We start from the raw sequence: 21,839 nt of genomic DNA, 5'->3' as shown, positions 1-21,839 counted from the left end.
TTAACTTCTAGTTGAACTGAATCTCAGAATTTTGACATACTCAGTAACATGTTTTGAAAAATGTTATAGCATTAATCTATAAGAAAAATCCCTAAATGGAATAAGTTTCTTTCCGTTATTATTTATTTTGGAAGGTAATGGCAATGTGGGAAAAGATATTACAAAAACATCTTTATTCTGAATGGGTTATCCGAAACACCCTATACTGGATGACTCCTGTAAGTCCATGGAAACTTGAAGAAAACACATCCTCGTGGATTATCTTCTTTGAGATAGGTGGTCCTGAATGTGAGTTTGAATTCGGAAGGCTGTTAAACGATTTTAGCCTCCGTGAGAAACTTCACCATCAAACTGGTCAATTGCGTGATGCCATTATCAGCAAGGTTCTCCGAAGCATAGATGACAGGCTTGCATAATGAAACACATGCCTTTTAACTTCGACAGGATGCCTGACGGCCGGATATTCATTAGTAACCTCGCTGGCTTTCATCATTTTTTAGGTGAGCAGGAATTTCTCGATCTGGTAAACGGTCATATCAGTCAAGAACAGTCCTCATCGCTTGAAAGCAAGCTTTTCATTTGCGGAGATGAATCTTCCTCCGTTACCCCTTATGCACTAAGTTCGGCTTTTGCCAAACGACTCATGAATGAACTGGCGGTCAGGCCAATCTTCATGATTGTACCTACTCTTCGTTGCGATCATACTTGCAAATATTGCCAGGTCAGCAGGGCATCGGTAACCGCTGATGGTTATGATCTCAACCCGAAACTGATACCGCAAATTGTCAGCACAATAAAGAAACTAGGTACACCTCCCTACAAGGTAGAAGTACAGGGCGGTGAACCACTTCTCAGGTTCGATCTTGTTCAGTCAATCTATCACGAGTGTGAGATTTCATTGGGTAGTGATGCTTTCGAAATGGTGATTGCTACAAGTCTGTCATTACTCGATGAAAGCATCTTCTCATGGGTTAAAGAGCGGAATATCACCTTCTCGGTCTCGCTTGATGGGAATGAAGCTGTCCATAACAAGAATCGCATCCTTACTGACTTTCAAGCTCATAACAAAGCAGTAACTGGTATTCGGAAAATCACAGAAGAACTTGGCGCAAACCGGGTAGCTACGGTTACCACAGTTACTAAGGAGCTGACTAAAGAGCCAGCTTCCATAGTAGATGCTCATTTGTCTCTGGGTCTTACAGACATGTTTATTAGGCCTGTTAGTCCTTATGGGTTTGCTCAGAAGCAGAGCTTCACTTTTTCAATGCCAGAGTATTTTGATTTTTATAAAGAGTTAATGCAGGAAGTGTTGCTACAGAATGAAAAGGGGGTACCTGTCATTGAGCACTCGGCTGCTATCCATCTCAAGCGAATTTTCAATACGGGCTTCAGTGGTTATGCAGATCTAAAATCGCCAAGCGGAGTCGTGTTGAACTGCATCCTGTTCAATTATGACGGTAAAGTCTACGGTAGTGATGAAAGTCGTATGCTTCAGAAAGTAAATCCGGAAGCAGATTTCAGTGCTGGAGAGTTTGCCTCACTCTCATTCAGTAGCAACGAATACTACCGTTCCGCTCTCTCATCCTCATTCAATTTTGCTATGCCGGGATGCGATACCTGTGCTTATCAGCCTTTCTGTGGGGCAGATCCTTGCCAGAACATTAGTGTTCATGGCGAACCTGTTGGTGACAAGAGTCGGTCAACTTTCTGTCAGTATCACAAAGGCATGTTCCGCTTCCTTCTGAATGAAATTTCTCAGGATGGGCCGATGGCAAAGATGCTTAAAGGGTGGACTTATGTCTGAGGTGCTGAGAAACGACATTTTCAGGTTTACGGCAGATCTGCCAGTTCAGCAAGGTTTCTATCGCCTGTGCAAATTTAAGCCCGAAAATCCTCAATTCTATCTGCCAAATTTACTGGTCAGTGAAACTCAACTTGATTCCAGACTTCCTGCATATTTTGCAAACTTCGTTGTGAGCACTGATCTTTTCAATTCCATAGAAGATGGTGATATAGGGATTGTTAACAATGGCAACATGATTAGGGTGATTTTGTCACGGAGAGCAAACCATAACACTGTCCTTGTAACTGAAAGGTGCAACAACCGTTGCCTTTTTTGTTCTCAGCCTCCTAAGACAGGAAACGATGACCGGCTTCTTAACCAGTCAGCACTTGCCATCGCCTCTTTCTCCCTGAATGGTGTAGTAGGAGTGAGTGGGGGAGAACCTCTGCTGTATGGCGAAGCTTTCCTGCAATTTCTGGACTTCATAATCGAAAACTCACCTGAGACAGCTTTGCATGTTTTGACCAATGGACGAAAGTTTGCAGATGTCAGTTTTACTCAACAGATGAAAGAGCGAAGCGAAAAGCTCAAAATAACTTTCGGTATTCCGCTTTATTCTTCAAGGTCGTCAGTTCATGACTATCTGGTTGGAAGCGAAGGGGCATTTGATGAGACAGTTATGGGGCTTATCAATGCCGGTAATTCAGGGATCAACATTGAGTTAAGAATCATTCCGACACTGGCTAACTATATGGAACTGGACAAAATCATAGAGTTCGCTGGTCGCGTGTTTTCCAATATCAACCAGATTTCTCTTATGGGGTTAGAATCTATCGGCTGGGCACGTAAAAACTGGTCATCAATCTTCATTGAGCATGATAGCTATAGTGAGAAAATTCTCTCTGCCATAGGAACAGCACAAAGGTCAGGCATCACCCTAACAATCTTCAATTACCCATTGTGCCATCTTCCTGAAAGAGCTTGGGGATTTGCTACTCAGTCAATTTCTGACTGGAAAAATTACTACCCCAAAGAATGTGATGAATGTACTCAGAAGTCTTCCTGTGCTGGTTATTTCAGTTCATCAAAAGGCCGTTTTCATCAACCACCGAGACCAATTTTATGAAAAAATTTAATTTCGCTGCTCTGCTTCCGGGATTTTTAGCACTCAATAATTCTGTATGGGCAAGTGATTCCTCCACTGGTGCAAGTGATTTGCCCGGTATGACTCTTAATGAGCATGATTTAGTTATAGCTCCACTTAACATGGAAGTACCTTTCTACATTGCAGGGCATCGTAGTCATAGCTCCCATCGAAGCCATAGTTCTCATAGATCTTCGTCTGGTGGTGGGTACTATGGTGGAAGCACTCCTTATTATCCTAAAACATATAGTTCACCAAGCTCATCAGGCTCATCCACTTCAGGTACAAATTCGTCATCGTCTTCTTCATCTGTTCGTTCGCTTCGCTCTAATGACACCGATGCCTCTACGACCACAAACTCTGCTGGAATGAATGGAACTACTCGTGCAAGTAGTGGGCTGGCTTCTGATACTGAGAAGCGTAAGCGTTTGATCATGCGAGTGCAGTTCGCATTACTGGATAAAGGGTTTTATAACGGCAATATAGACGGAAGTATGGGGCCTGCGACACGAACTGCTATCAAAAATTACAGAGTTGCATATGGGCTTCCTACTCCAGTAAGAGAAACATTAGATGCTCAGTTATTGAACTCTTTGAATATACTGGCTCGTTAAAATATTAGGTAAAATAGAATGAAGATAAAACTCTCTATTTATAAAACAAAAAGGTTTAGCGATGATATTGATCAGGTTTTGAATTTGGAAAGGGTCAAAAGACCTGTTGAATTCGAGATGGAGGATGCACGAGCATATCTATATGTAAAGGAGTACATGGACCCAAAACCTCCTGAATGGACCACCTTTTTTATGGGCCAAAATCCTGTCATAGAACCTGATTTCTTCGGTATGAATAGTAGCACAGGAGCAGTATTAGTTATTGAAGCTAACAATTCCAGATATCTTATTCCCTTTGGAACCGGTCATCACTTAATCAATGATGGCAGCATTGTCAAAGGATTTGGGCTTAAAACAACTCTTAATAGTATAGAACATAAAAAAATTCGCAGCTTAGATAAAGGCAGTCACAACGAAACGAACCTGTTAACTCGCAGTCAGAGCAGTAAAGAAGTCGATATATACAACCTAAAAATAGATTCTGAGATGGATATTCTCACAACTCTCACAGGCACTTCGACAGAAGATATTTTAGGAAGTAAAATTACTGGCAAAGATGCGTTTGTGATCATGCCGGATATTGAATTGAAGGCTATTCCAGCACTGTTGACCAAAATAGACTCTATTTACTTATTACCTCTTCCTGAAGAATTCGAATGGGTTAACAATGTCAAGGAGGCTGATGAACAAGAAGTTGAGATATTGGATTCGCTTTTGATTGATCGGATAAAGGAAAAAGACTTCAATGATTTATGGCTTGGAGAGCCAGAAATAGTAGACTGGGAAAATCAAATAGGCTATTGCTTTGATAAGAGACAAAGGTTCATTCATGAAACCTTATCAATATACCATGTTTGTGATTATTTTGATGGTAAGAAAACTGAAGTAACTGTTGATGAACTCAAAAAAAGTTACCTGCATGTTTTGAATGCCGATTTTGAATCGATAAAAAAATGGTCTTTATATAGGTGCCTCTATGCCGAGATAAAAGAAGGTGATCAGAACTATATTCTTCGAGACTCTATATGGTATGTTGCAGATAGGAATTTTGTATCGACTATTGATGATGAAATGAAAAAAATAATTCATTATGAGGAGTCGGATAAATTCCCTGTATATTCATATAAACGAGAGGAGGATTATAATAAAAAACTTTGCCACGATGATCATTCCTTTACACACATGGATCAGAAATTCATTCATCATGGTGGTGGTAAAAGTAAGATTGAATTTTGTGATCTTATCAGAGGTCAATCAGATTTTATCCATGTAAAATATTATACTGGTTCGCAAAGTATGAGCCATCTTTTTTCACAAGGATTTATAGGTTCTGAACTTTTTATAAGTGACTCTGAATTTCGAGGCAAACTTAATGAGAAACTACCTGCTCATATAAAATTAGCCGATCATATAAATAGACCAGATGCTAAAAAATATAAACTAGTTTTCGCCATAGCTTCTAATAAAAATCTTCCCGAAGATTTACCTTTGTTTTCTAAAATAAACTTAAAAAATTTCCACAAGAGTATTACCAATTTTGGGTATGAGGTCAGGATCTGCAAAATTGCTGTGGACCCAGATATTTATAAAAAGAAGCTATGTAAACCACAAAAGAACAAGCTTTAAATAAATTTTTCAATGCCAGAGACGTTTGCCAGTTCATGCAGAAAATCGCTTTTGTAAGTTACAGCCCATGTATCTTGGTTTAGAACAAAGTGGTGTCAAAAAAGGTTTATGTCTTGGTGGATAAGGGGCTGGGAGATTTAACCCCTTATAGAGTTGTTATGCCGCAATAGCTTTAAATTTTTGAGCAATGACATAATCACTCCACCACTGCATGAGAATCACTCGTTCTGCCAGATATTCTGCTCGATTGTAAGCTGCAATTATTTCATCTTTTTTCGAGTGAGCAAGGGCCGCTTCTAAGACATCAGTCCTGAACTTACCCGACTCCTCTGTGGCCGTTCGTGCAATAGATCTCATTCCATGGGCTACAAGCTCACCTCCGAAGCCCATACGGATTATGGCCGCATTAGCTGTTGTTCATGCATATGGTTAAGAGGTACCTTTATGCTAAAACACCTGTTCGCCACGTCCACTGATGATTCTTCAGGTTTCGTAACTACTTTGCTTGGTGGAATTTTATGTGGTTCTTTCATTTTCATAAAGTAAACTGAGAAGCCTACATAACTAATTAATTACCTTGGATGCTGCCAAAGGAATGTATAGCATTACCAATACTTTTGTTTTTTGTCAGATAAACTTCTTTTTCCATCATAAATTAGGATTTTATCAAAATTATAATATGTTAGAGTGTTAATCATTCTAATTCCACTTTGCCATCACTTTTCTGGACATAAGTTTTACCATCTATGTTAATGAATTGTTTTCCATTAAGGTGGCCCCTGACAATTATCGCTATACTGTTATACACACATTTTTCATGCTTTTCATTAGTATCATCAAAGCAGGTATAATCATCGACAGAGCCGTCCCTTGTCCCTTTAGGTAATTTTTCATATCCATTAAAGTTCATGATGGTAACTGTGAAATTATACGGTGTATTGATAACCCGATATTTTTCCTGCAACAATTCTTTGTTTTTCATCCACCATTTCAATTTGCCTTCTATTGTCATTGGTAGATGTTCTACAAAAACGGCACCATTATCAACTCTGACTATTTTTGTTGGTCTGAAAGCGGTCCATATGCAATATGCAATGATTAAAACAATTACAATCGCTGCAGTCCTTTTATATTTGAACATTGGTTTCTCCTGTCAATGTTATCGTAGCTTCAAAATTAGTGAAAAATGGCTTTTGAGCTAAATGCTTTGCTCGCTGAAGGACAAACCATATCCTAAAAAAAGCAATCGAATTGAATTTAGCTTTCAATATATCTTCTCTGTCTAATCCAAAATGATCCTGTGCCCTGTATTTTACAACCGCAGTATATTTATTTCCTTCAAGAGTGAGGCTCTCAATGGAAATTTCTGTACTGTTCACGTCATGAACGGTAATACCCATTCCATTAACCCAATCTTTCCATCTTGTGTATTTGGGTAAATAGCTTTTATATAAATCATTAGTGAAATTTTCTTTTGTCAGTTTCGATTTGCTAAAATCAAACTGCTCGATAGCTCTTTTAATTATGGGTAAAGTACTGTTCGGGGAATTATCGGCTAGGATTAAATTTCTGTACGCATTATTCATTGCGGGATTTTGATAATCTCTTCCATTATTCCGTTGCATATGATTAAAAAGATCTTTGATTAAACCCTGGTATGGTCCCTGGAAAGAAAATACATACGATTGAGATCTTAACTCATCATATAACATTGCAATGGCTTTTTCTCTGCTTGCTGGCGGTATTGAATTCAGATAGGGGTGTTTATAGGAAGGGGCAAAAGTCGTCCAGTCAATGAACGTTGATACTTGTCCGAGATGGTAATATTTTTTTAGTGTATCAACATCAATATCGCCGCTTTGCATATCATCGGCGTTTCTGTCATTGAATCTTTTTTTTGTGGTGAAGATTACCAATTTTCCGTCGATTGCATTCATTCGAAATAAATCCCTTTCAGCCAAATGTACAATCACTATACAGCTATACTTCAACCATGCAATTAGGAATTTTCTTAACCTTGATCTGAATGAGGAAGTAGTTTGGACACTACATGAAGAGGAAACCTGTGTAGTTGTACCCCACATTATGCAGTTACACAGTAGCGGTAATAGCCTTCAAACTTTGAGTTTGCACATACTTACTCCACCACTGCTTGAAAACGACTTATTCTGCGAGATACTCTGCACAATTATTGGTGGCTATTATTTCATCCTTCTTTGAGTGCGCAAGAGCCGCTTCGAAGACATTTTCTCAGAACTTACAAGATTCTTTTGTTGCCGTTCTTGCAAGATCTCTCCTACTATAAGCTACAAGTTCATATCCTAACCCCATTCAAATGATAACGGCTTTTACTTCCTCCTTGTGCTACTACCTGAGAGAAACCTTTTTTCTTGGATAAATATGCTTCTTAAGATTGTTTTTTAGTTACATAAATCTTAACCTAAGACGGGTTGTTTTCACTAAAAGTTTTATCATCCAAAGAGTTTATGCTTGAAATTCTTTTTAATTCATTTAGATAATCAATCTCATTTTCTAAAAACCAATGAAGCACCTTAGGATTGCCAAGTAATTTATTAATATATGACTGAATTATAACGAATTTCAACATGTTTGAGCCATACTCGCTTTGTAGTTTTTTAGTCTCTTCTGATGTAGTTGCCATTTCCTGTTCAAGACGAAATATGTTTTTTCTGATGTCTCGTTTATATGAAACATTTTTCCCTTTATTGACTATCAACGATGCTGGTGTTGCATCTAATATGCTCATGGCAAATTTTTTACTATAATTATCAAAATTAATCATTGTACCGACTGCTTCAATTTGGCGAACTGGTTTCATCTTCCTTAAAACATCAAATGTCGCTTTGGGAATTGGCTTGTCAGAAAGTTTTGATATTACACTTGGATCTATGCCGTTCATAACATTAGCCTTATCCTTTATAGCCTCAACTGATATACCCAAAGCAGCACTCAACTTTTCCATTGATACTTTAGCAAGTGACTTAATTATCATTCTATGTTCTTCAACAACATTAATATGATTCACTTGTTTGTTAGGAGTGAAAGCATCATTAATACTTGAAAGTATGCAAGGGGCTTTTTCTATGCCTAGGTCTTTTAGAGCCTCAACTCTTAAATGACCATCAAGTATCTTAGTGACATCATTTTCTTTATCATAAAACACTATTATTGGTTCAATAATGCCTAAACTTTCAATAGACGTAACTATTTGATGATATTTATGGCTACGCTTCACATTTTCAAGCAATTCCTTAGAAGGCGTTAGCTTGTTAGTATCTAAATAAATGAAATTATCACCAAATCGTAACTTAATCATTGTGATACCTCTTTAATTAATGGGTTTATGATTTGAGATGGTAGTTCTGAGAGGTTTTCTTGCTCAAGTAGGCTTTGAAAGCTTTTATTCATCATTATGATATTAAAAATTTCTTTTACTATTAACAGATTATTATTTACAAACTTAGAGTGTTTACAAATAGTTTTATGTTCAGCGATGCTATTCTCATATAGTAAGATTAATTCTTCTGCAGACATTTTCTTTACAGGCTTGTGATAAAAAAAACCGCCTGATTTTGTTCCTTTATTGCCAGTTTCTCGCTGATTTAATATATGTTTTATTTTTATAATATCCCGACTTTTTATTATCTTTTTATCATATGCTTCAGTAAGAAGATTTTGTGCTTCTTCAGTTTCACATCTTGCGAATTCAATTGCAAGATACAATGGTAAATTACCTCTTTCAACAGCAGATAGAAGTTTATGCTCTCCCTTATCAAGAAGCATGTTTATACTATTTACCCAGTTCGAAGAATAGCCAGTAATCTCACTGATTTCAGAATCGGATAGCCCCCTGATTTTCATATCTTTTATAATCTGAAGTAACTCATTAGAACGTGGTCTCCTCCTTGCAATATTTTCAACTAAACTCATAACATAAGCATCTTCCTCTGAAACATCTCTTACAATTGCGGGGATTGTTGTTTCACCCAATGCAACGAGGGCTTCTATTCTTCCTTGACCGCAAATCAAAGCATATTTGAAATCATTTTCATGAATCGCTCTCACACTAATCGGCTTGCTTAAGCCTCTTTTTTTTATACTTTCTTTTATTTCATCATGCACTCCTTTATTCCTAGTCCGTGGATTAAGTATTTTTATTTTCTTAATTTCAATGTGGATTATTGGAACTTCATTAGTTTTAGGCTGCATATAGATCCCTCAATGTGATACGATTAATAATTTGTAGAAACTTGTCTAAGTTATCAAATCTATATAGTTCTAATCGGAGATTGTTTTTTTCCGACATTACCATTTTACTAAATTCGTTATCAATTTTTGGTAAAATATAGAAATCACGAGGTGATTCATTTTGTGAATCCATTCGTATAACGATAGTTATGTCTGCTTTTAATGAATTATCAAATCTCACTTTCCATCTTAGCTTTCCAGATTTCATATGATTGCATTTCGTTATAATTACAGAAATCATTATCTCTTCATTAATATATAATATTGGTGCAAATTTTTGTGAGTCTACATAACAGTTTTTTTGCTCAATACTATTTTTGAAATCTTCAATTACATCAGAATAGAATGCTCTTAGTGCTTCATTTATTTGTAGATAACTGTAATCATGCTCTGGCTTATAGCCAATTAAAGTATATGCTCTTAAAAGGCCACCAAAGCGGGTTCTATAAACAGATGATGAAGGACCTGTATCGTCTTCATCAATAATAAATCCTGATAGTTTCCCATTAGTTTTTAATTTTTGCTTAAGCTTTTCTAAAAGCTCTTCATTTGATAAATGTATTGACCTAAGCTGGATTATTTCCTGTGCTTTATTAAATTTTTTCTTTGAAATAACAGGCTTAAATGCTTTATCGCATCTAACCCATTCATGTTTAGGGTTTTTAATGGATTTACTTTTAAGTTTGGATGAGGTTTTATTATATATATTATTGCCTATATACTTTTCATTAGTCAATATTTGGTGTATTTTCCCACGTGTCCAGTATGAACCGTTTTCTGCTGATATATTTTGCTCATTTAATTTTTCAGCAATGATAAACTCTGGCACATGATGATCTATAAAAAGATCATAGATTTTGTTTACAATTTGTATTTCACTTTTAGGACCAGGGATTAATATAACCCTATCTGTTTGGATGCTCTTTCTTTTTCTAAAATGCAAGATTTCTTTAGCTGTGTTATTTTCATCTACTAAAAGTCTTCTAAGTCCATAACCTGCCATGCCTCCCTGATGGTAACCACGCTTTATTAAATTTACTTGCCCTATAAAAACCTTCTCGGATAGATTTCTGCTATGATAGGCTGCACTTGATCTTTTTATATTCAATATGACGGATGATTCTAAGGGAAAATCCTTAGTAGGTATAGGTTCAGAGCAATATATAAGATCTACACCATTTCTCTCAAAGAGAAATGAGTAATAAGCAGCTTCATCACTATTTTGAAAACGACCAAAACGACTGACATCATAAAATAATACAGCTTGTATATTTATTTTTTTCTGTTCTACATCACTAAGTAGCTGCTGCAAAGAATGCCTCCCTACGATGCTCACCCCGCTCTTACCGGCGTCATCATATGTATAAGCGATCTCCATATTATTCTTTTCAGCATAATCTTTTATGTATTCAGACTGATTATGTAAAGAATACTGCTGATGGTCAGTTGACATCCTTAAGTACTGTGCAACTCTAACCTTATGATTTTTATCATTTTCGCCAGTCATGCACTAAACCTCATGGATGATCTTATGTAATGTAGTGAATAAAATTGATCATTTTTTAATCAATTACAACTGTTTTTATCGGTAGTTGGAGGGGATTTAGTGAAAGTTTGACGGTCTGTGACAATCCAGAAAGGATTTGAGTTGTTTAGCTGATGTGACTGATAGCCTTAGTAACGTTTTCTAAGGCTATCCGGTTGTAAGTGGCTATGCCTGGACTGCATAAGTAAATGGTGTAATAGCTTCTGCTTTACATGCATCAAGATAGTTAGCCCACCATTGGAGCATCAACTTTCGCTCTTCAAGATGTTCTGCTTTATGAATGTAAGCTGCCCGAACGGAGTTCCGTTCCTGGTGACTCATTTGCTTTTCCACAGCATCTCTTGACCACAGCCCTGACTCAATAAGGGCACTACATGCCATTGTCCTGAATCCATGTCCACACACTTCTTTTTTTGTATCGTAGCCCATTGTCCGAAGAGCTTTGTTAACGGTGTTCTCACTTATGGGTTTGTCATCACGACTAAATCCCACGAACATTAGCTCATTTTCTCCACTTATCGCATGGAGCTTTTTAAGCAATACTACTGCCTGCTTGCTGAGTGGCACCAGATGAGGAGTTTTCATTTTTGAGCCCCTACCTGAGTACTTAACTCCTTCCAGTTCTTGTCTTTCAGCAGGGATTGTCCATAAGGCGTTCCTGAAATTCACCTCAGACCAACGAGCGAATCTCAGTTCACTTGACCGGATAAAAGTCAGTAGAGTTAATTGAACTGCTATTTGGGTGATTCCTTTACCTTTATAGGTATCAATCCGTTCCAAAAGCTCAGGGAGTTGTTCGGGAGGAAGGGCAGGGCGGTGATTGCTCTTGGCAGTGGTTACAGCACCTGTGAGGTCGTAAGCTGGGTTTTGGTCAATCAAAGCATTGTGAACTGCATACCGCATGATTGCTGTGATTCTTTGCTGTAAGCGAGCCGCAAGTTCCAGATGCCCAGTGGCTTCTGCTTTTTTCAGGGGAACTAATAAATCACGGGTTTTGAGTTCAGTAATGTTTCGCTTACCGATTACAGGAAAGACATGGGTGATCAAGCTACTCAAAACCGTTTTTCGATGGCTGTCTGACCATGTCCTGTTGCTTGAGTGCCAGTCTCTGGCAACAGTTTCAAAAATGAGTAAGCCTTTCTCTTCAATCTTTTTTGTTTTTCGCTTTTCGCCAGGATCAACATTATTGGCAATGAGTTGTCTTGCTTCTTCTCGTCTGCGACGAGCTTCTGATAAAGATACTTCAGGATAAACACCAAGAGCCAACATTTTTTGCTTACCAGAAAAGCGATATTGAAGCCTCCAGTATTTTGAACCCGAAGGCTGAACGAGGAGATGCATACCATTCCCATCAGTCAGCTTGATGGGCTTGTCACCAGGTTTCGCATTTCTAACTTTCACATCAGTTAGTGCCATTGTGACCTCCTGATGATGGTATCTGCATTATCGAACTTACAATACCAACCGTTATACCAACAAAACAAGCTAGATGTCCGTATATCACAACAGGCCGTGATAGACCACGAGTAGATGGAATCTTATTGAAATTGTTAATAAAAATAGACTTCGGTATACTTCGATAGACAGGATTCTGGTGTCCCCTGCAGGAATCGAACCTGCAACTAGCCCTTAGGAGGGGCTCGTTATATCCATTTAACTAAGGGGACAAGGCGGCAAGAGTATAACGGGATTTCGTTACTGCGTTAAGCATCTTGCCGCCTGACTGCTTAAAGAGTCGCCATTCAGCCGCGTTTCGTTTCTTTTGGCTGCTCCTTTTGCTCGTTGGCTTCCGCCTTCGCCGCCGCTTTACGGGCGTTAATCATATCGTTACGGATTTGCGCATGGCTGAGCAGGGCGAATATAAAAGTGCCGCCGCAGATGTTACCGGCGAGGGTTGGCAGGGCGAAGGGCCACAAGAAATCATGCCAGGGTATCGTGCCGTTGAACACCAGATACAGCACTTCGACCGTTCCCACCACAATGTGAGTGGTGTCAGCGAGGGCGATAAGCCAGGTCATCAGAATGATCACCACAATCTTTGCAGAACCGGCAGACGGGAACATCCAGACCATCGTGGCAATGATCCAGCCGGAAATAATGGCGTTTGAAAACATCTCAAACGGCGTGTTTTTCATAATATCCATGCCGATTTTGACGAAGGCGTCACGGGTTGGCTCATCAAAAACCGGCATATATTCAAACGCCCAGGCGGCAATGCCGGTGCCGATTAAGTTTCCGAGTAGCACCACACCCCACAGCCGCAACAGCAGGCCGATGTTACGCCCGGTCGGGTTTTGCATAATCGGCAATACGGCGGTGACGGTGTTTTCGGTAAACAGCTGCTGACGCGCCATAATGACAATCACGAAGCCGAAGGTGTAACCGAGGTTCTCCAGTAAAAAACCGCCGGGAACACCCTCAAGCTGGACGTGAAAGATGCCTTTCGCCAGCAGCGATGCTCCCATGGAAAGCCCGGCGGCAATGGCTGACCATAGCAGCGCCATCGCATCGCGCTCCAGCTCTTTTTCACCGTCCTGACGAATGTGCTCGTGGATCGCCATCGCCCGCGAGGGCAGGCGGTCCTCATTGACTTCAATTTCTTTGCCCTGCGACTTCTCATCGCTGTCAACCGCGCGTTCTTCGCTTTCTTCACCAATTTTTTCTTCTGCTAACTTGTCCATTTATGTCACCTGCTGCGAATTTATGATTTAAGCGTAGCGGCTTTTAGGCAGACGTGAGGGAGCAGAAAAGACCGATTTTTTTGCTCTTGCAGCATAAAGAGTGATAACAATGTTTCTGAGTATGTTTAAAATTGACGGCGCAACCAGGTTACTCAATACAGGCTATGCTGAATGCAGGCTGACAGCGTAGACATCGTGTAACGTGTTGATACAATCCTCGACACGCATCAGATGGCACTAGCGATAGCCATATATTACAGGGAGACATCTATGAATTTTCGGCTGTCGGCGCTTGCAGTGGGCGCTACTTTACTGGTGGGCTGCGCAAGCTCCGGGGACCAACAGGGACGCTCGGACCCATTCGAAGGGTTCAACCGCACAATGTACAACTTCAACTTTAACGTTGTCGATCCGTACGTTCTGCGCCCGGTGGCGGTGGCGTGGCGTGATTACGTTCCCCAGCCTGCACGTACCGGCCTCGGTAACTTCACTGGCAACCTCGAAGAACCGGCCACGATGGTCAACTTTTTCATTCAGGGCGATCCCTATCAGGGAATGGTGCATTTTACGCGCTTTTTCCTGAACACCCTGCTGGGGATGGGCGGCTTTATCGACGTTGCGGGTATGGCAAACCCGAAACTGCAACGGGTTGAACCGCATCGCTTCGGCAGCACGCTTGGTCATTATGATGTTGGTTACGGTCCGTATTTACAGCTTCCGTTCTATGGCAGCTTTACGCTGCGTGAAGACGTCGGCGATATGGCGGACACCACTTATCCTATCCTCTCCTGGCTGACCTGGCCGATGTCGCTTGGGAAATGGGCGGTTGAAGGCGTAGAAACCCGCGCACAGCTGCTGGATTCTGACGGTCTGCTGCGTCAGTCTTCCGATCCGTACATCCTGGTGCGCGAGGCGTACTTCCAGCGTCATGACTTCATCGCCAACGGCGGTCAACTGAAGCCGGAAGAAAACCCGAACGCGCAGGCCATCCAGGGCGATCTGAAAGATATCGATTCAGAATAAGCAAAGTGCCGCAAACCCATGGGGTTTGCGGCACCGTTTTCAGGATGGCATTACGTAATTCGCCCGGCATCTCTGCGCCGGGCGACAATCATCAGAACGCGTAGTTAAAGTTCGCGCCGTACAGCCAGGCTTTACCTGCGGATTTAAACTCGTACGGACCTTCGCTAAATTTAACATGCTGACCGTGCATATAAGACACGCCGAGGTCGACGGAAGCATCTTTATTAAACGCGTAGGTCGTACCGGCGCTCAGCCACAGACGATCCTGGTCTGGAATGGAGATAGAGCGTTTATCTGCCGGAACCGGGCTGTCATCAAAGGCGATACCGGAGCGGAACGTCCAGCTATCGTCCATATAATAGGTCGTCCCGAGGGCGATACGGTAAGAATCTTTAAAGCCTTCCTCTTTATAGAAGAGGGTGCCACGGTCGCTGTTGGTCGCTTTCAGCTCTTCAAACTGGCTCCAGCTGGTGTAGGCCAGGCTGTAGTGAACGGCCCATTTTGGTGCCACGCGATTATAACCTGACACTTCCCACATTTCCGGCAGATGCAGACTCAGCGAGCCGTCAATGGTTGAGCCGTTGGTGCCGTAAGGCAGGCCGAGGCCGAGGGCGGCGTTAACCGGATTCAGCGTCGTTGGCAGGCTGCTCTTATAATCGCCGTCGAAATCAACCTTGATCTCCGAACGGTAGGTCAGCGCGTAGCGGTTGTCTTTATCCACTTCATACAGAAGACCGGCGTTCCAGCCGAAGCCCCACTCATCGCCTTTCAGGCGGGCAATCTGCGTGTCGCGGCTGATGCCACCGGCCTGAGCGCCAATCGCGGCGGCCTGTTGTGGAGAAAGACGTCCGGCACGCACCAGCGCCGGAATATTCGCGCCGATAATCTGCGGCAAATCGCCCGCGTAGCGTTCCAGTTTGGCGCGCGCGTATACCGCGTCAAAGCCAAGTCCAAAGCTCCAGTGATTATCAAGACGATACGCGCCGCTCAGATTCAGGTTCAGCGTTTCCAGATCGGTCGTCCCGCCCATTGAGCCCGCGGCGAAGCTGTCGTTGAATTCGGTTGCCAGACCGTAGTTAGAGGTAACGGACGCGCCCCAACCAAATTGATCGTTAATCGGTGCGACAAAATGCAGGTTAGGCACCCATGCGGTCGGCGCAATGTTATCCTGGCTGGCATCGTTACCGATCGCCGAGCGCCCGGACACATTCACATCCGGGTCAACGAAAATAGCGCCGCCGGAAAAGGTCGGGCGGTCAAACATGGTAATCAAAGCGGGGTTACGGCTGACGTTACCGGCGTCATCCGCGATGGCACCTTCGCCAGAATAGGCGCGGCCAAGGCCAGAAGAAGAAAATTCATTTAGCTGGAAGCCTGCGGACCAGGCCTGGGTTGAAACGATTGCCATTGCCACTGCGAGAGCAGATTTGGTGAACCGGGTTTTCTGGCTCATGACCATAACCTCATTGAGTTATTTTTTATTTAAAAAAGTTACATGGTGTAACGAGGTGCGAAGTGTAGGGTCTGTTGTACGTCAGAGAAAGCAGACCAGTGACGAGAGTATAGGTCTGACCAGATAGTATGTTGCAAGTATGTTTCTAAGTTTTTTCGAATGTGATCTAAGAAACGCGATCTGGCTGGCAAAATTGCCCTGTTTATAGGCTGCAAATGAACGGTGAATTTGTTTTAGATCATTTTTAACTGTGATTTTTATCACTATTTCCGCTGCGAGAAATTAACGACTGGAGACGCTACGACCCAGAGCGTAAAATAAGCGGTATATCGTTAAGGCACCCTGGGTGCGTCTACAGAGGAAATCTACAATGAGTAAATGCAGTGCTGATGAAACCCCGGTTTGCTGCTGTATGGATGTTGGCACCATTATGGACAACACCGATTGCACCGCCTCTTACAGCCGCGTATTCGCCAATCGCGCACAGGCAGAAGAAACGCTGGCGGCACTGACCGCAAAAGCGCGCGGCGTTGAATCTGAGCCGTGTGAGATCACCTCGACCTTCAGCGACGTTGCCGACGGCGTAAAACTGGATATCGACTTTGTGTTTGCCTGCGAAGCCGAAACGCTGATCTTCCAGCTCGGCCTGCGCTAAGACCTCCTCTCAACGCCTCCTTCTGTGGAGGCGTTTTCTTTTCTATCCGTGTGTTTTGGCTCCCACTTTTCTTCTCCCCCGCTTGGCGAAATGTAAAAAAATGGTTAAGACTATGTTCAGGTCAGACCACTTAATTATTTTTTGTTAACAGGGGAGCGTTATGAGTCAGGCATTACCGCTTATCACCCGCCAGGGCGATCGCATTGCCATTGTTACCGGGCTGCGCACGCCCTTTGTCCGCCAGGCAACCGCCTTTCACGGCGTGCCCGCTATCGATCTGGGAAAAATGGTGGTAGGAGAGATGCTGGCTCGCAGCGAAATTCCGCCGGAAGTGATCGAGCAACTGGTCTTCGGTCAGGTGGTACAAATGCCGGAAGCGCCCAACATCGCCCGCGAAATCGTGCTCGGCACCGGCATGAATGTGCATACCGATGCCTATAGCGTCAGCCGCGCCTGCGCCACCAGTTTTCAGGCGGTGGCGAACGTGGCGGAAAGCCTGATGGCGGGGACTATCCGCGCCGGGATCGCCGGGGGAGCGGATTCTTCCTCCGTATTGCCGATTGGCGTCAGTAAAACGCTGGCGCGCACGCTGGTGGACGCCAATAAAGCCCGCACCATGGGGCAACGCCTGAAGCTGTTCTCCCGCCTGCGTCTGCGCGATCTGCTGCCTGTTCCGCCTGCGGTCGCGGAATATTCAACCGGTCTGCGAATGGGCGATACCGCCGAGCAAATGGCGAAAACCTGGGGCATCACCCGTGAGGAGCAGGACGCGCTGGCGCACCGTTCGCATCAACTCGCTGCAAAAGCGTGGGCCGAAGGCAAACTCGATGACGAAGTGATGACCGCGTATGCGCCGCCGTATCGCGATCCGATTGAGCGCGACAATAACATTCGCACCAACTCCACGCTTGCCGACTACGCAAAGCTACGTCCGGCGTTCGATCGCCAGCACGGGACGGTCACGGCGGCGAACAGTACGCCGCTGACCGACGGCGCGGCGGCGGTGATCCTGATGACCGAATCGCGGGCCAAAGAACTGGGGCTGGTGCCGCTTGGCTACCTGCGCAGCTATGCCTTTACCGCTATCGACGTATGGCAGGATATGCTGCTTGGTCCCGCCTGGTCTACGCCGCTGGCGCTGGAGCGGGCCGGGCTGACGCTGGCCGATCTGACGCTGCTGGACATGCACGAAGCGTTCGCCTCACAAACACTCACTAACCTAAAACTGCTGGCCAGCGACCGCTTCGCCCGTGAGGTGCTGGGACGCTCGCAGGCCACAGGCGAGGTGGATGACAGTAAATTCAACGTGCTGGGCGGCTCGATTGCCTACGGGCATCCTTTCGCCGCAACCGGCGCGAGAATGATCACCCAGACGCTGCACGAACTGCATCGGCGCGGTGGTGGTTTTGGTTTAGTGACCGCCTGCGCAGCGGGCGGTCTTGGCGCGGCAATGGTTCTGGAGGCCGAATAATGGAGACGACATCTGCTTTTACCCTTAACGTGCGGCCGGACAATATTGCCGTTATTACCATCGATGTCCCCGGCGAAAAGATGAACACCCTGAAAGCGGAATTTGGCCATCAGGTTCGCGCTATTCTCAAACAAATCCGTGATAACAAAGCTTTATCTGGCGTCGTTTTCATCTCCGCAAAAGAGGATAACTTTATTGCCGGTGCCGATATCAACATGATCGGCGATTGTAAAACGGCGCAGGAGGCGGAAACCCTGGCGCGTCAGGGTCAGCAGATTATGGCGGATATTCGCGCGCTACCGATTACGGTTATCGCGGCCATTAACGGCGCCTGTCTGGGCGGCGGTCTGGAACTGGCGCTGGCCTGCCACGGACGGATCTGTACTGACGATCCGAAGACGGTGCTCGGCCTGCCGGAAATGCAACTCGGCCTGCTTCCCGGCTCCGGCGGGACCCAGCGTCTGCCAAGACTTATTGGTGTCAGCACTGCGCTGGAGATGATCCTCACTGGCAAGCAGTTACGCCCGCGTCAGGCGCTGAAAGTCGGGCTGGTGGATGAAGTCGTTCCCGCCTCTATTCTGCTGGAGGCTGCCGTTGCGCTGGCGAAAAAAGGACGGCCCACGGACCGGCGTCTGCCGGTGCGCGAGCGCATTCTCGCCGGTCCGCTGGGGCGCAGCGTACTGTTTCGCATGGTGGGCAAAAAAACGGCGCACAAAACGCAGGGCAATTACCCGGCAACTGAGCGTATTTTGCAGGTCGTTGAAACCGGTTTAAGTCAGGGTAGCAGCAGCGGTTATGCGGCAGAAGCGCGCGCCTTTGGCGAGCTGGCGATGACGCCGCAGTCCGCCGCACTGCGTAATATTTTCTTTGCCAGCACCGAGCTGAAAAAAGATCCGGGCGCGCGGGCAGAAGCGGGTCCGCTGCGCTCGGTCGGCATTCTGGGCGGCGGGCTGATGGGCGGAGGCATTGCGTATGTCACCGCCAGCAAAGGCAAACTGCCGGTGCGCATTAAAGATATCAAGGCGCAGGGGATTAACCACGCGCTGAAATACTCCTGGGATTTGCTCGACCAGAAAGTGCGTCGTCGCCATATTAAAGCGGCGGAGCGCAACAGCCAGATGGCGCTAATCTCCGGGGCGACGGATTATCGTGGCTTTAGCCATCGTGATGTGGTGATTGAAGCCGTGTTTGAAGACCTCACGCTAAAGCAAAAAATGGTGGCGGAAGTGGAAGCACACTGCGCGCCGGAAACCATTTTTGCCTCTAATACCTCTTCTCTGCCCATTGGTGATATTGCCGCGCAGGCCGCGCGTCCGGGGCAGGTCATTGGTCTGCACTTTTTTAGTCCGGTCGAAAAAATGCCGCTGGTGGAAGTGATCCCGCACGCGGGCACCTCAGAACAGACTGTCGCCACGACGGTGAAGCTGGCAAAAAAGCAGGGCAAAACGCCGATTGTGGTCGCGGATAAAGCCGGGTTTTACGTTAACCGCATTCTCGCGCCCTACATTAATGAGGCGATGCGCATTCTGACTGAAGGGGCGAAAATTGAGTATATCGATCGTGCGCTGGTGAAATTCGGCTTCCCGGTCGGCCCCATTCAGCTTCTTGACGAGGTTGGCATTGATACCGGCACCAAAATTATTCCGGTTCTGGAGGCGGCTTACGGAGAACGTTTTAGCCCGCCTGCAAATATCATTAATGCAATTTTGAATGACGATCGCAAAGGCAGAAAAAATGGTCGTGGTTTCTATCTTTATGGAAAAAAAGGGCGTAAAAGCAAAAAGCAGCCCGATCCGGCGATCTATCCGTTGATTGGTATCGGTGGTCAAACTAACACCCTCTCACCGCAGCAGGTGAGCGAAAGATGCGTCATGATGATGTTAAATGAGGCTGCGCGCTGCCACGCGGAAGGTATTATTCGCAGTGCGCGAGACGGTGATATCGGTGCGGTGTTTGGCATCGGCTTCCCCCCATTTTTAGGGGGGCCATTCCGCTATATGGATACGCTCGGAGCCGGTGAAGTGGTGGCGATTTTGCAACGGCTTGCCGCGCAGTATGGCCCACGCTTTACACCATGCGAGGCGTTGCTGCATATGGCCGAGCAGCGCCAGACGTTCTGGTCGCGTACTGATACTGACCCGGAAAATGAGGGTTAATGAAGGGTGTGATAACGCTGTTGCGGGTCTTTTGGTTATTTTGTAAACACTGATTGACTATACTTACATCATTAAGGTAAAACACAGCGTTTCATTGAGCAAACGGATGAGGCACAATGCCCGGCCACCGCGTTTTCCGCATGAACATGATTTCCTCTGCGGTCTGACGACGGTGCTTCTGGTTAACAAAAGCGGTGCAATATGCAAGTTTTTATCATGCGTCACGGCGACGCAGCCCTTGAGGCTAGCAGTGACTCGGTTCGTCCTTTAACCCATTGTGGTTGTGATGAATCCCGTCTGATGGCAACCTGGCTGAAAGGTCAAAAAGTGAATATTGAGCGCGTTCTGGTCAGCCCTTATCTGCGCGCTGAACAAACGCTGGATGTGGTGGGTGAGTGTATGCATCTGCCCACAAACGTTGATGTCCTGCCGGAACTGACACCCGGCGGCGATGTGGGACAGGTCGGCGCGTATCTTCAGGTTCTGGCCGAAAAAGGAACGCAGTCTGTACTGGTGGTTTCTCACCTGCCGCTGGTCGGCTATCTGGTGGCGGAACTGTGCCCCGGTGAAACGCCGCCGATGTTCTCGACCTCGGCGATTGCCAGCGTCACGCTGGATGGCGAAGGCAAAGGTACCTTCAACTGGCAGATGAACCCCTGCAATCTGAAAATGCCAAAAGCGATTTAATCCGCTAACGGGAAGCATCGTTGCTTCCCGCCTCTCTTCAGGGCAGCTCTGGCGGCTGCCACTCTTCAACTTCAATCAATACCAGCAGCGCGGCATCTCCGCCGTACTCTTTTGACGCCTGATGGAAAGCCATCACATGCGGATGCTGCGCCAGCCACAGCGGCGTTTGCTGCTTAAGAATATGTTTGCCATGGCCGTGCATCACACAGGCGCAAAAAACATGCTCACGGCGGCAGGCGGCAATCAACGCGCCCAGTTCCTGCTTGGCCTGAAGCTGGGTCAGACCGTGTAAATCCAGGAACAGTTCCGGCGAATAATCGCCGCGCCGCAGCTTTTTCAGCTCGAAATGGCTGACGTCTTCACGCACGTATTTCACCGGCCCGCTGGTATTGAGCAGCGGCTGAAACTCATCGGAAAAAAAGTGGCTGGCGTCAGCCTGTTCCTGAATCAGCCGTTTCACCGGCACTTCCGAGATTTTCTTGCGCAAAGGGCGGTGAACAATGGTGTCCTGCTTAATCTGACGCGTGCCGGTCATCAACTGACGAAACAGCGCCTTATCCTCCCCGGTGAGTGATTCTTTCTTTTTCATGGGTCATTCTCATTAAGGCTTTTCGTCAGTTTACCCGACTCACCGGGCATCTGTTCAGCGAAAACGCATTTTTTCCCCGTTTCGCCCGCGCGTGAATGCTGATTTATGGCCCTCTTCGTGGCAAACTAGCCGCCGAATTTAA

At 45.0% G+C, this 21,839-nt stretch carries 19 protein-coding genes, 1 tRNA gene and 2 pseudogenes; 10 read left to right on the top strand and 12 right to left on the bottom strand.

What is annotated here, in order from left to right; all coding sequences use genetic code 11:
* The first annotated feature begins 143 nt into the window (after window positions 1-143).
* Genes hxsD through RT197_RS12645 form a run of 5 tightly spaced genes read left to right on the top strand, consistent with a single transcriptional unit; the run spans window position 144 to window position 5,167 of the window.
* On the top strand, window positions 144-416 hold the full coding sequence (hxsD, locus tag RT197_RS12665; protein WP_136784042.1) for a His-Xaa-Ser system protein HxsD: 273 nt from the start codon (window positions 144-146) through the stop codon (window positions 414-416).
* Complete coding sequence (gene hxsB / locus RT197_RS12660) at window positions 416-1,804, top strand: His-Xaa-Ser system radical SAM maturase HxsB (RefSeq protein ID WP_247176593.1); 1,389 nt, start codon at window positions 416-418, stop codon at window positions 1,802-1,804. The genes hxsD and hxsB overlap by 1 nt, the downstream gene beginning before the upstream one ends.
* Window positions 1,797-2,909 carry a His-Xaa-Ser system radical SAM maturase HxsC gene (gene hxsC, locus RT197_RS12655; RefSeq protein WP_312951131.1) on the top strand — a complete coding sequence of 371 codons (1,113 nt, stop codon included), beginning with the start codon at window positions 1,797-1,799 and terminating at the stop codon, window positions 2,907-2,909. The genes hxsB and hxsC overlap by 8 nt, the downstream gene beginning before the upstream one ends.
* Window positions 2,906-3,541 carry a His-Xaa-Ser repeat protein HxsA gene (gene hxsA / locus RT197_RS12650; protein ID WP_312951129.1) on the top strand — a complete coding sequence of 212 codons (636 nt, stop codon included), beginning with the start codon at window positions 2,906-2,908 and terminating at the stop codon, window positions 3,539-3,541. The genes hxsC and hxsA overlap by 4 nt, the downstream gene beginning before the upstream one ends.
* An 18-nt stretch (window positions 3,542-3,559) precedes the next feature.
* Window positions 3,560-5,167, top strand: a complete 1,608-nt coding sequence (locus RT197_RS12645) for a TIGR04141 family sporadically distributed protein (RefSeq protein ID WP_247176591.1) — start codon at window positions 3,560-3,562, stop codon at window positions 5,165-5,167.
* 156 nt (window positions 5,168-5,323) lie between these two features.
* On the opposite strand, the pseudogene RT197_RS12640 reads toward RT197_RS12645, so the two are convergent.
* The 10 genes and pseudogenes from RT197_RS12640 to RT197_RS12595 all read right to left on the bottom strand — a co-directional run.
* A pseudogene (locus RT197_RS12640) lies at window positions 5,324-5,709 on the bottom strand (integrase); the annotation flags it as partial.
* A 152-nt stretch (window positions 5,710-5,861) separates the two neighbouring features.
* Window positions 5,862-6,308, bottom strand: a complete 447-nt coding sequence (locus tag RT197_RS12635) for a DUF943 family protein (RefSeq protein ID WP_247176590.1) — start codon at window positions 6,306-6,308, stop codon at window positions 5,862-5,864.
* On the bottom strand, window positions 6,295-7,104 hold the full coding sequence (locus tag RT197_RS12630) for a DUF3289 family protein (RefSeq protein ID WP_247176589.1): 810 nt from the start codon (window positions 7,102-7,104) through the stop codon (window positions 6,295-6,297). The genes RT197_RS12635 and RT197_RS12630 overlap by 14 nt, the downstream gene beginning before the upstream one ends.
* A 154-nt stretch (window positions 7,105-7,258) precedes the next feature.
* Window positions 7,259-7,498 (bottom strand): annotated as a pseudogene (locus tag RT197_RS12625) (integrase); the annotation flags it as partial.
* A 109-nt stretch (window positions 7,499-7,607) separates the two neighbouring features.
* On the bottom strand, window positions 7,608-8,504 hold the full coding sequence (locus RT197_RS12620; protein ID WP_247176588.1) for a ParB/RepB/Spo0J family partition protein: 897 nt from the start codon (window positions 8,502-8,504) through the stop codon (window positions 7,608-7,610).
* Complete coding sequence (locus RT197_RS12615) at window positions 8,501-9,397, bottom strand: ParB/RepB/Spo0J family partition protein (protein WP_247176587.1); 897 nt, start codon at window positions 9,395-9,397, stop codon at window positions 8,501-8,503. The genes RT197_RS12620 and RT197_RS12615 overlap by 4 nt, the downstream gene beginning before the upstream one ends.
* Window positions 9,387-10,943, bottom strand: a complete 1,557-nt coding sequence (locus tag RT197_RS12610; RefSeq protein ID WP_312951126.1) for a recombinase family protein — start codon at window positions 10,941-10,943, stop codon at window positions 9,387-9,389. Before RT197_RS12610 ends, RT197_RS12615 begins: the two co-directional genes overlap by 11 nt.
* A gap of 204 nt (window positions 10,944-11,147) precedes the next feature.
* Window positions 11,148-12,398, bottom strand: coding sequence for an integrase arm-type DNA-binding domain-containing protein (locus RT197_RS12605; protein WP_312951124.1), 1,251 nt, complete (start codon window positions 12,396-12,398; stop codon window positions 11,148-11,150).
* 176 nt (window positions 12,399-12,574) lie between these two features.
* Window positions 12,575-12,649 (bottom strand) — tRNA-Arg (locus tag RT197_RS12600).
* A 75-nt stretch (window positions 12,650-12,724) separates the two neighbouring features.
* Window positions 12,725-13,663, bottom strand: coding sequence for a formate/nitrite transporter family protein (locus RT197_RS12595; RefSeq protein ID WP_312951121.1), 939 nt, complete (start codon window positions 13,661-13,663; stop codon window positions 12,725-12,727).
* Window positions 13,664-13,933: 270 nt separating this feature from the next.
* Between RT197_RS12595 and mlaA the strand changes: the two genes are divergently transcribed.
* Window positions 13,934-14,686, top strand: coding sequence for a phospholipid-binding lipoprotein MlaA (mlaA, locus tag RT197_RS12590; RefSeq protein WP_312951120.1), 753 nt, complete (start codon window positions 13,934-13,936; stop codon window positions 14,684-14,686).
* Window positions 14,687-14,777: 91 nt separating this feature from the next.
* On the opposite strand, the gene fadL is transcribed toward mlaA, so the two are convergent.
* Entirely contained in the window at window positions 14,778-16,139 is a 1,362-nt protein-coding gene (gene fadL, locus RT197_RS12585; protein WP_312951117.1) for a long-chain fatty acid transporter FadL, read from the bottom strand.
* Between the two features lie 370 nt (window positions 16,140-16,509).
* On the opposite strand from fadL, the gene RT197_RS12580 reads away from it, so the two are divergent.
* The 4 genes from RT197_RS12580 (at window position 16,510) to sixA (ending at window position 21,108) form a co-directional block, all read left to right on the top strand.
* Window positions 16,510-16,794 carry a YfcZ/YiiS family protein gene (locus RT197_RS12580; protein ID WP_312951115.1) on the top strand — a complete coding sequence of 95 codons (285 nt, stop codon included), beginning with the start codon at window positions 16,510-16,512 and terminating at the stop codon, window positions 16,792-16,794.
* A 160-nt stretch (window positions 16,795-16,954) separates the two neighbouring features.
* Window positions 16,955-18,265, top strand: coding sequence for an acetyl-CoA C-acyltransferase FadI (gene fadI / locus RT197_RS12575; protein ID WP_312951112.1), 1,311 nt, complete (start codon window positions 16,955-16,957; stop codon window positions 18,263-18,265).
* Complete coding sequence (gene fadJ, locus RT197_RS12570; RefSeq protein WP_312951110.1) at window positions 18,265-20,421, top strand: fatty acid oxidation complex subunit alpha FadJ; 2,157 nt, start codon at window positions 18,265-18,267, stop codon at window positions 20,419-20,421. The genes fadI and fadJ overlap by 1 nt, the downstream gene beginning before the upstream one ends.
* Before the next feature lie 201 nt (window positions 20,422-20,622).
* Entirely contained in the window at window positions 20,623-21,108 is a 486-nt protein-coding gene (sixA, locus tag RT197_RS12565) for a phosphohistidine phosphatase SixA (RefSeq protein ID WP_312951107.1), read from the top strand.
* A gap of 37 nt (window positions 21,109-21,145) precedes the next feature.
* Here the strand turns inward: sixA and smrB are convergent, their stop codons facing one another.
* Complete coding sequence (gene smrB / locus RT197_RS12560) at window positions 21,146-21,697, bottom strand: endonuclease SmrB (RefSeq protein ID WP_312951105.1); 552 nt, start codon at window positions 21,695-21,697, stop codon at window positions 21,146-21,148.
* Window positions 21,698-21,839 lie beyond the last annotated feature (142 nt).

Origin of the sequence: Superficieibacter sp. (assembly GCF_032071645.1) — a bacterium.
Classification (GTDB): domain Bacteria; phylum Pseudomonadota; class Gammaproteobacteria; order Enterobacterales; family Enterobacteriaceae; genus Superficieibacter.
Note: the sequence above shows the minus strand (reverse complement) of the source record. Positions and strands in the feature narration are given on the sequence as shown.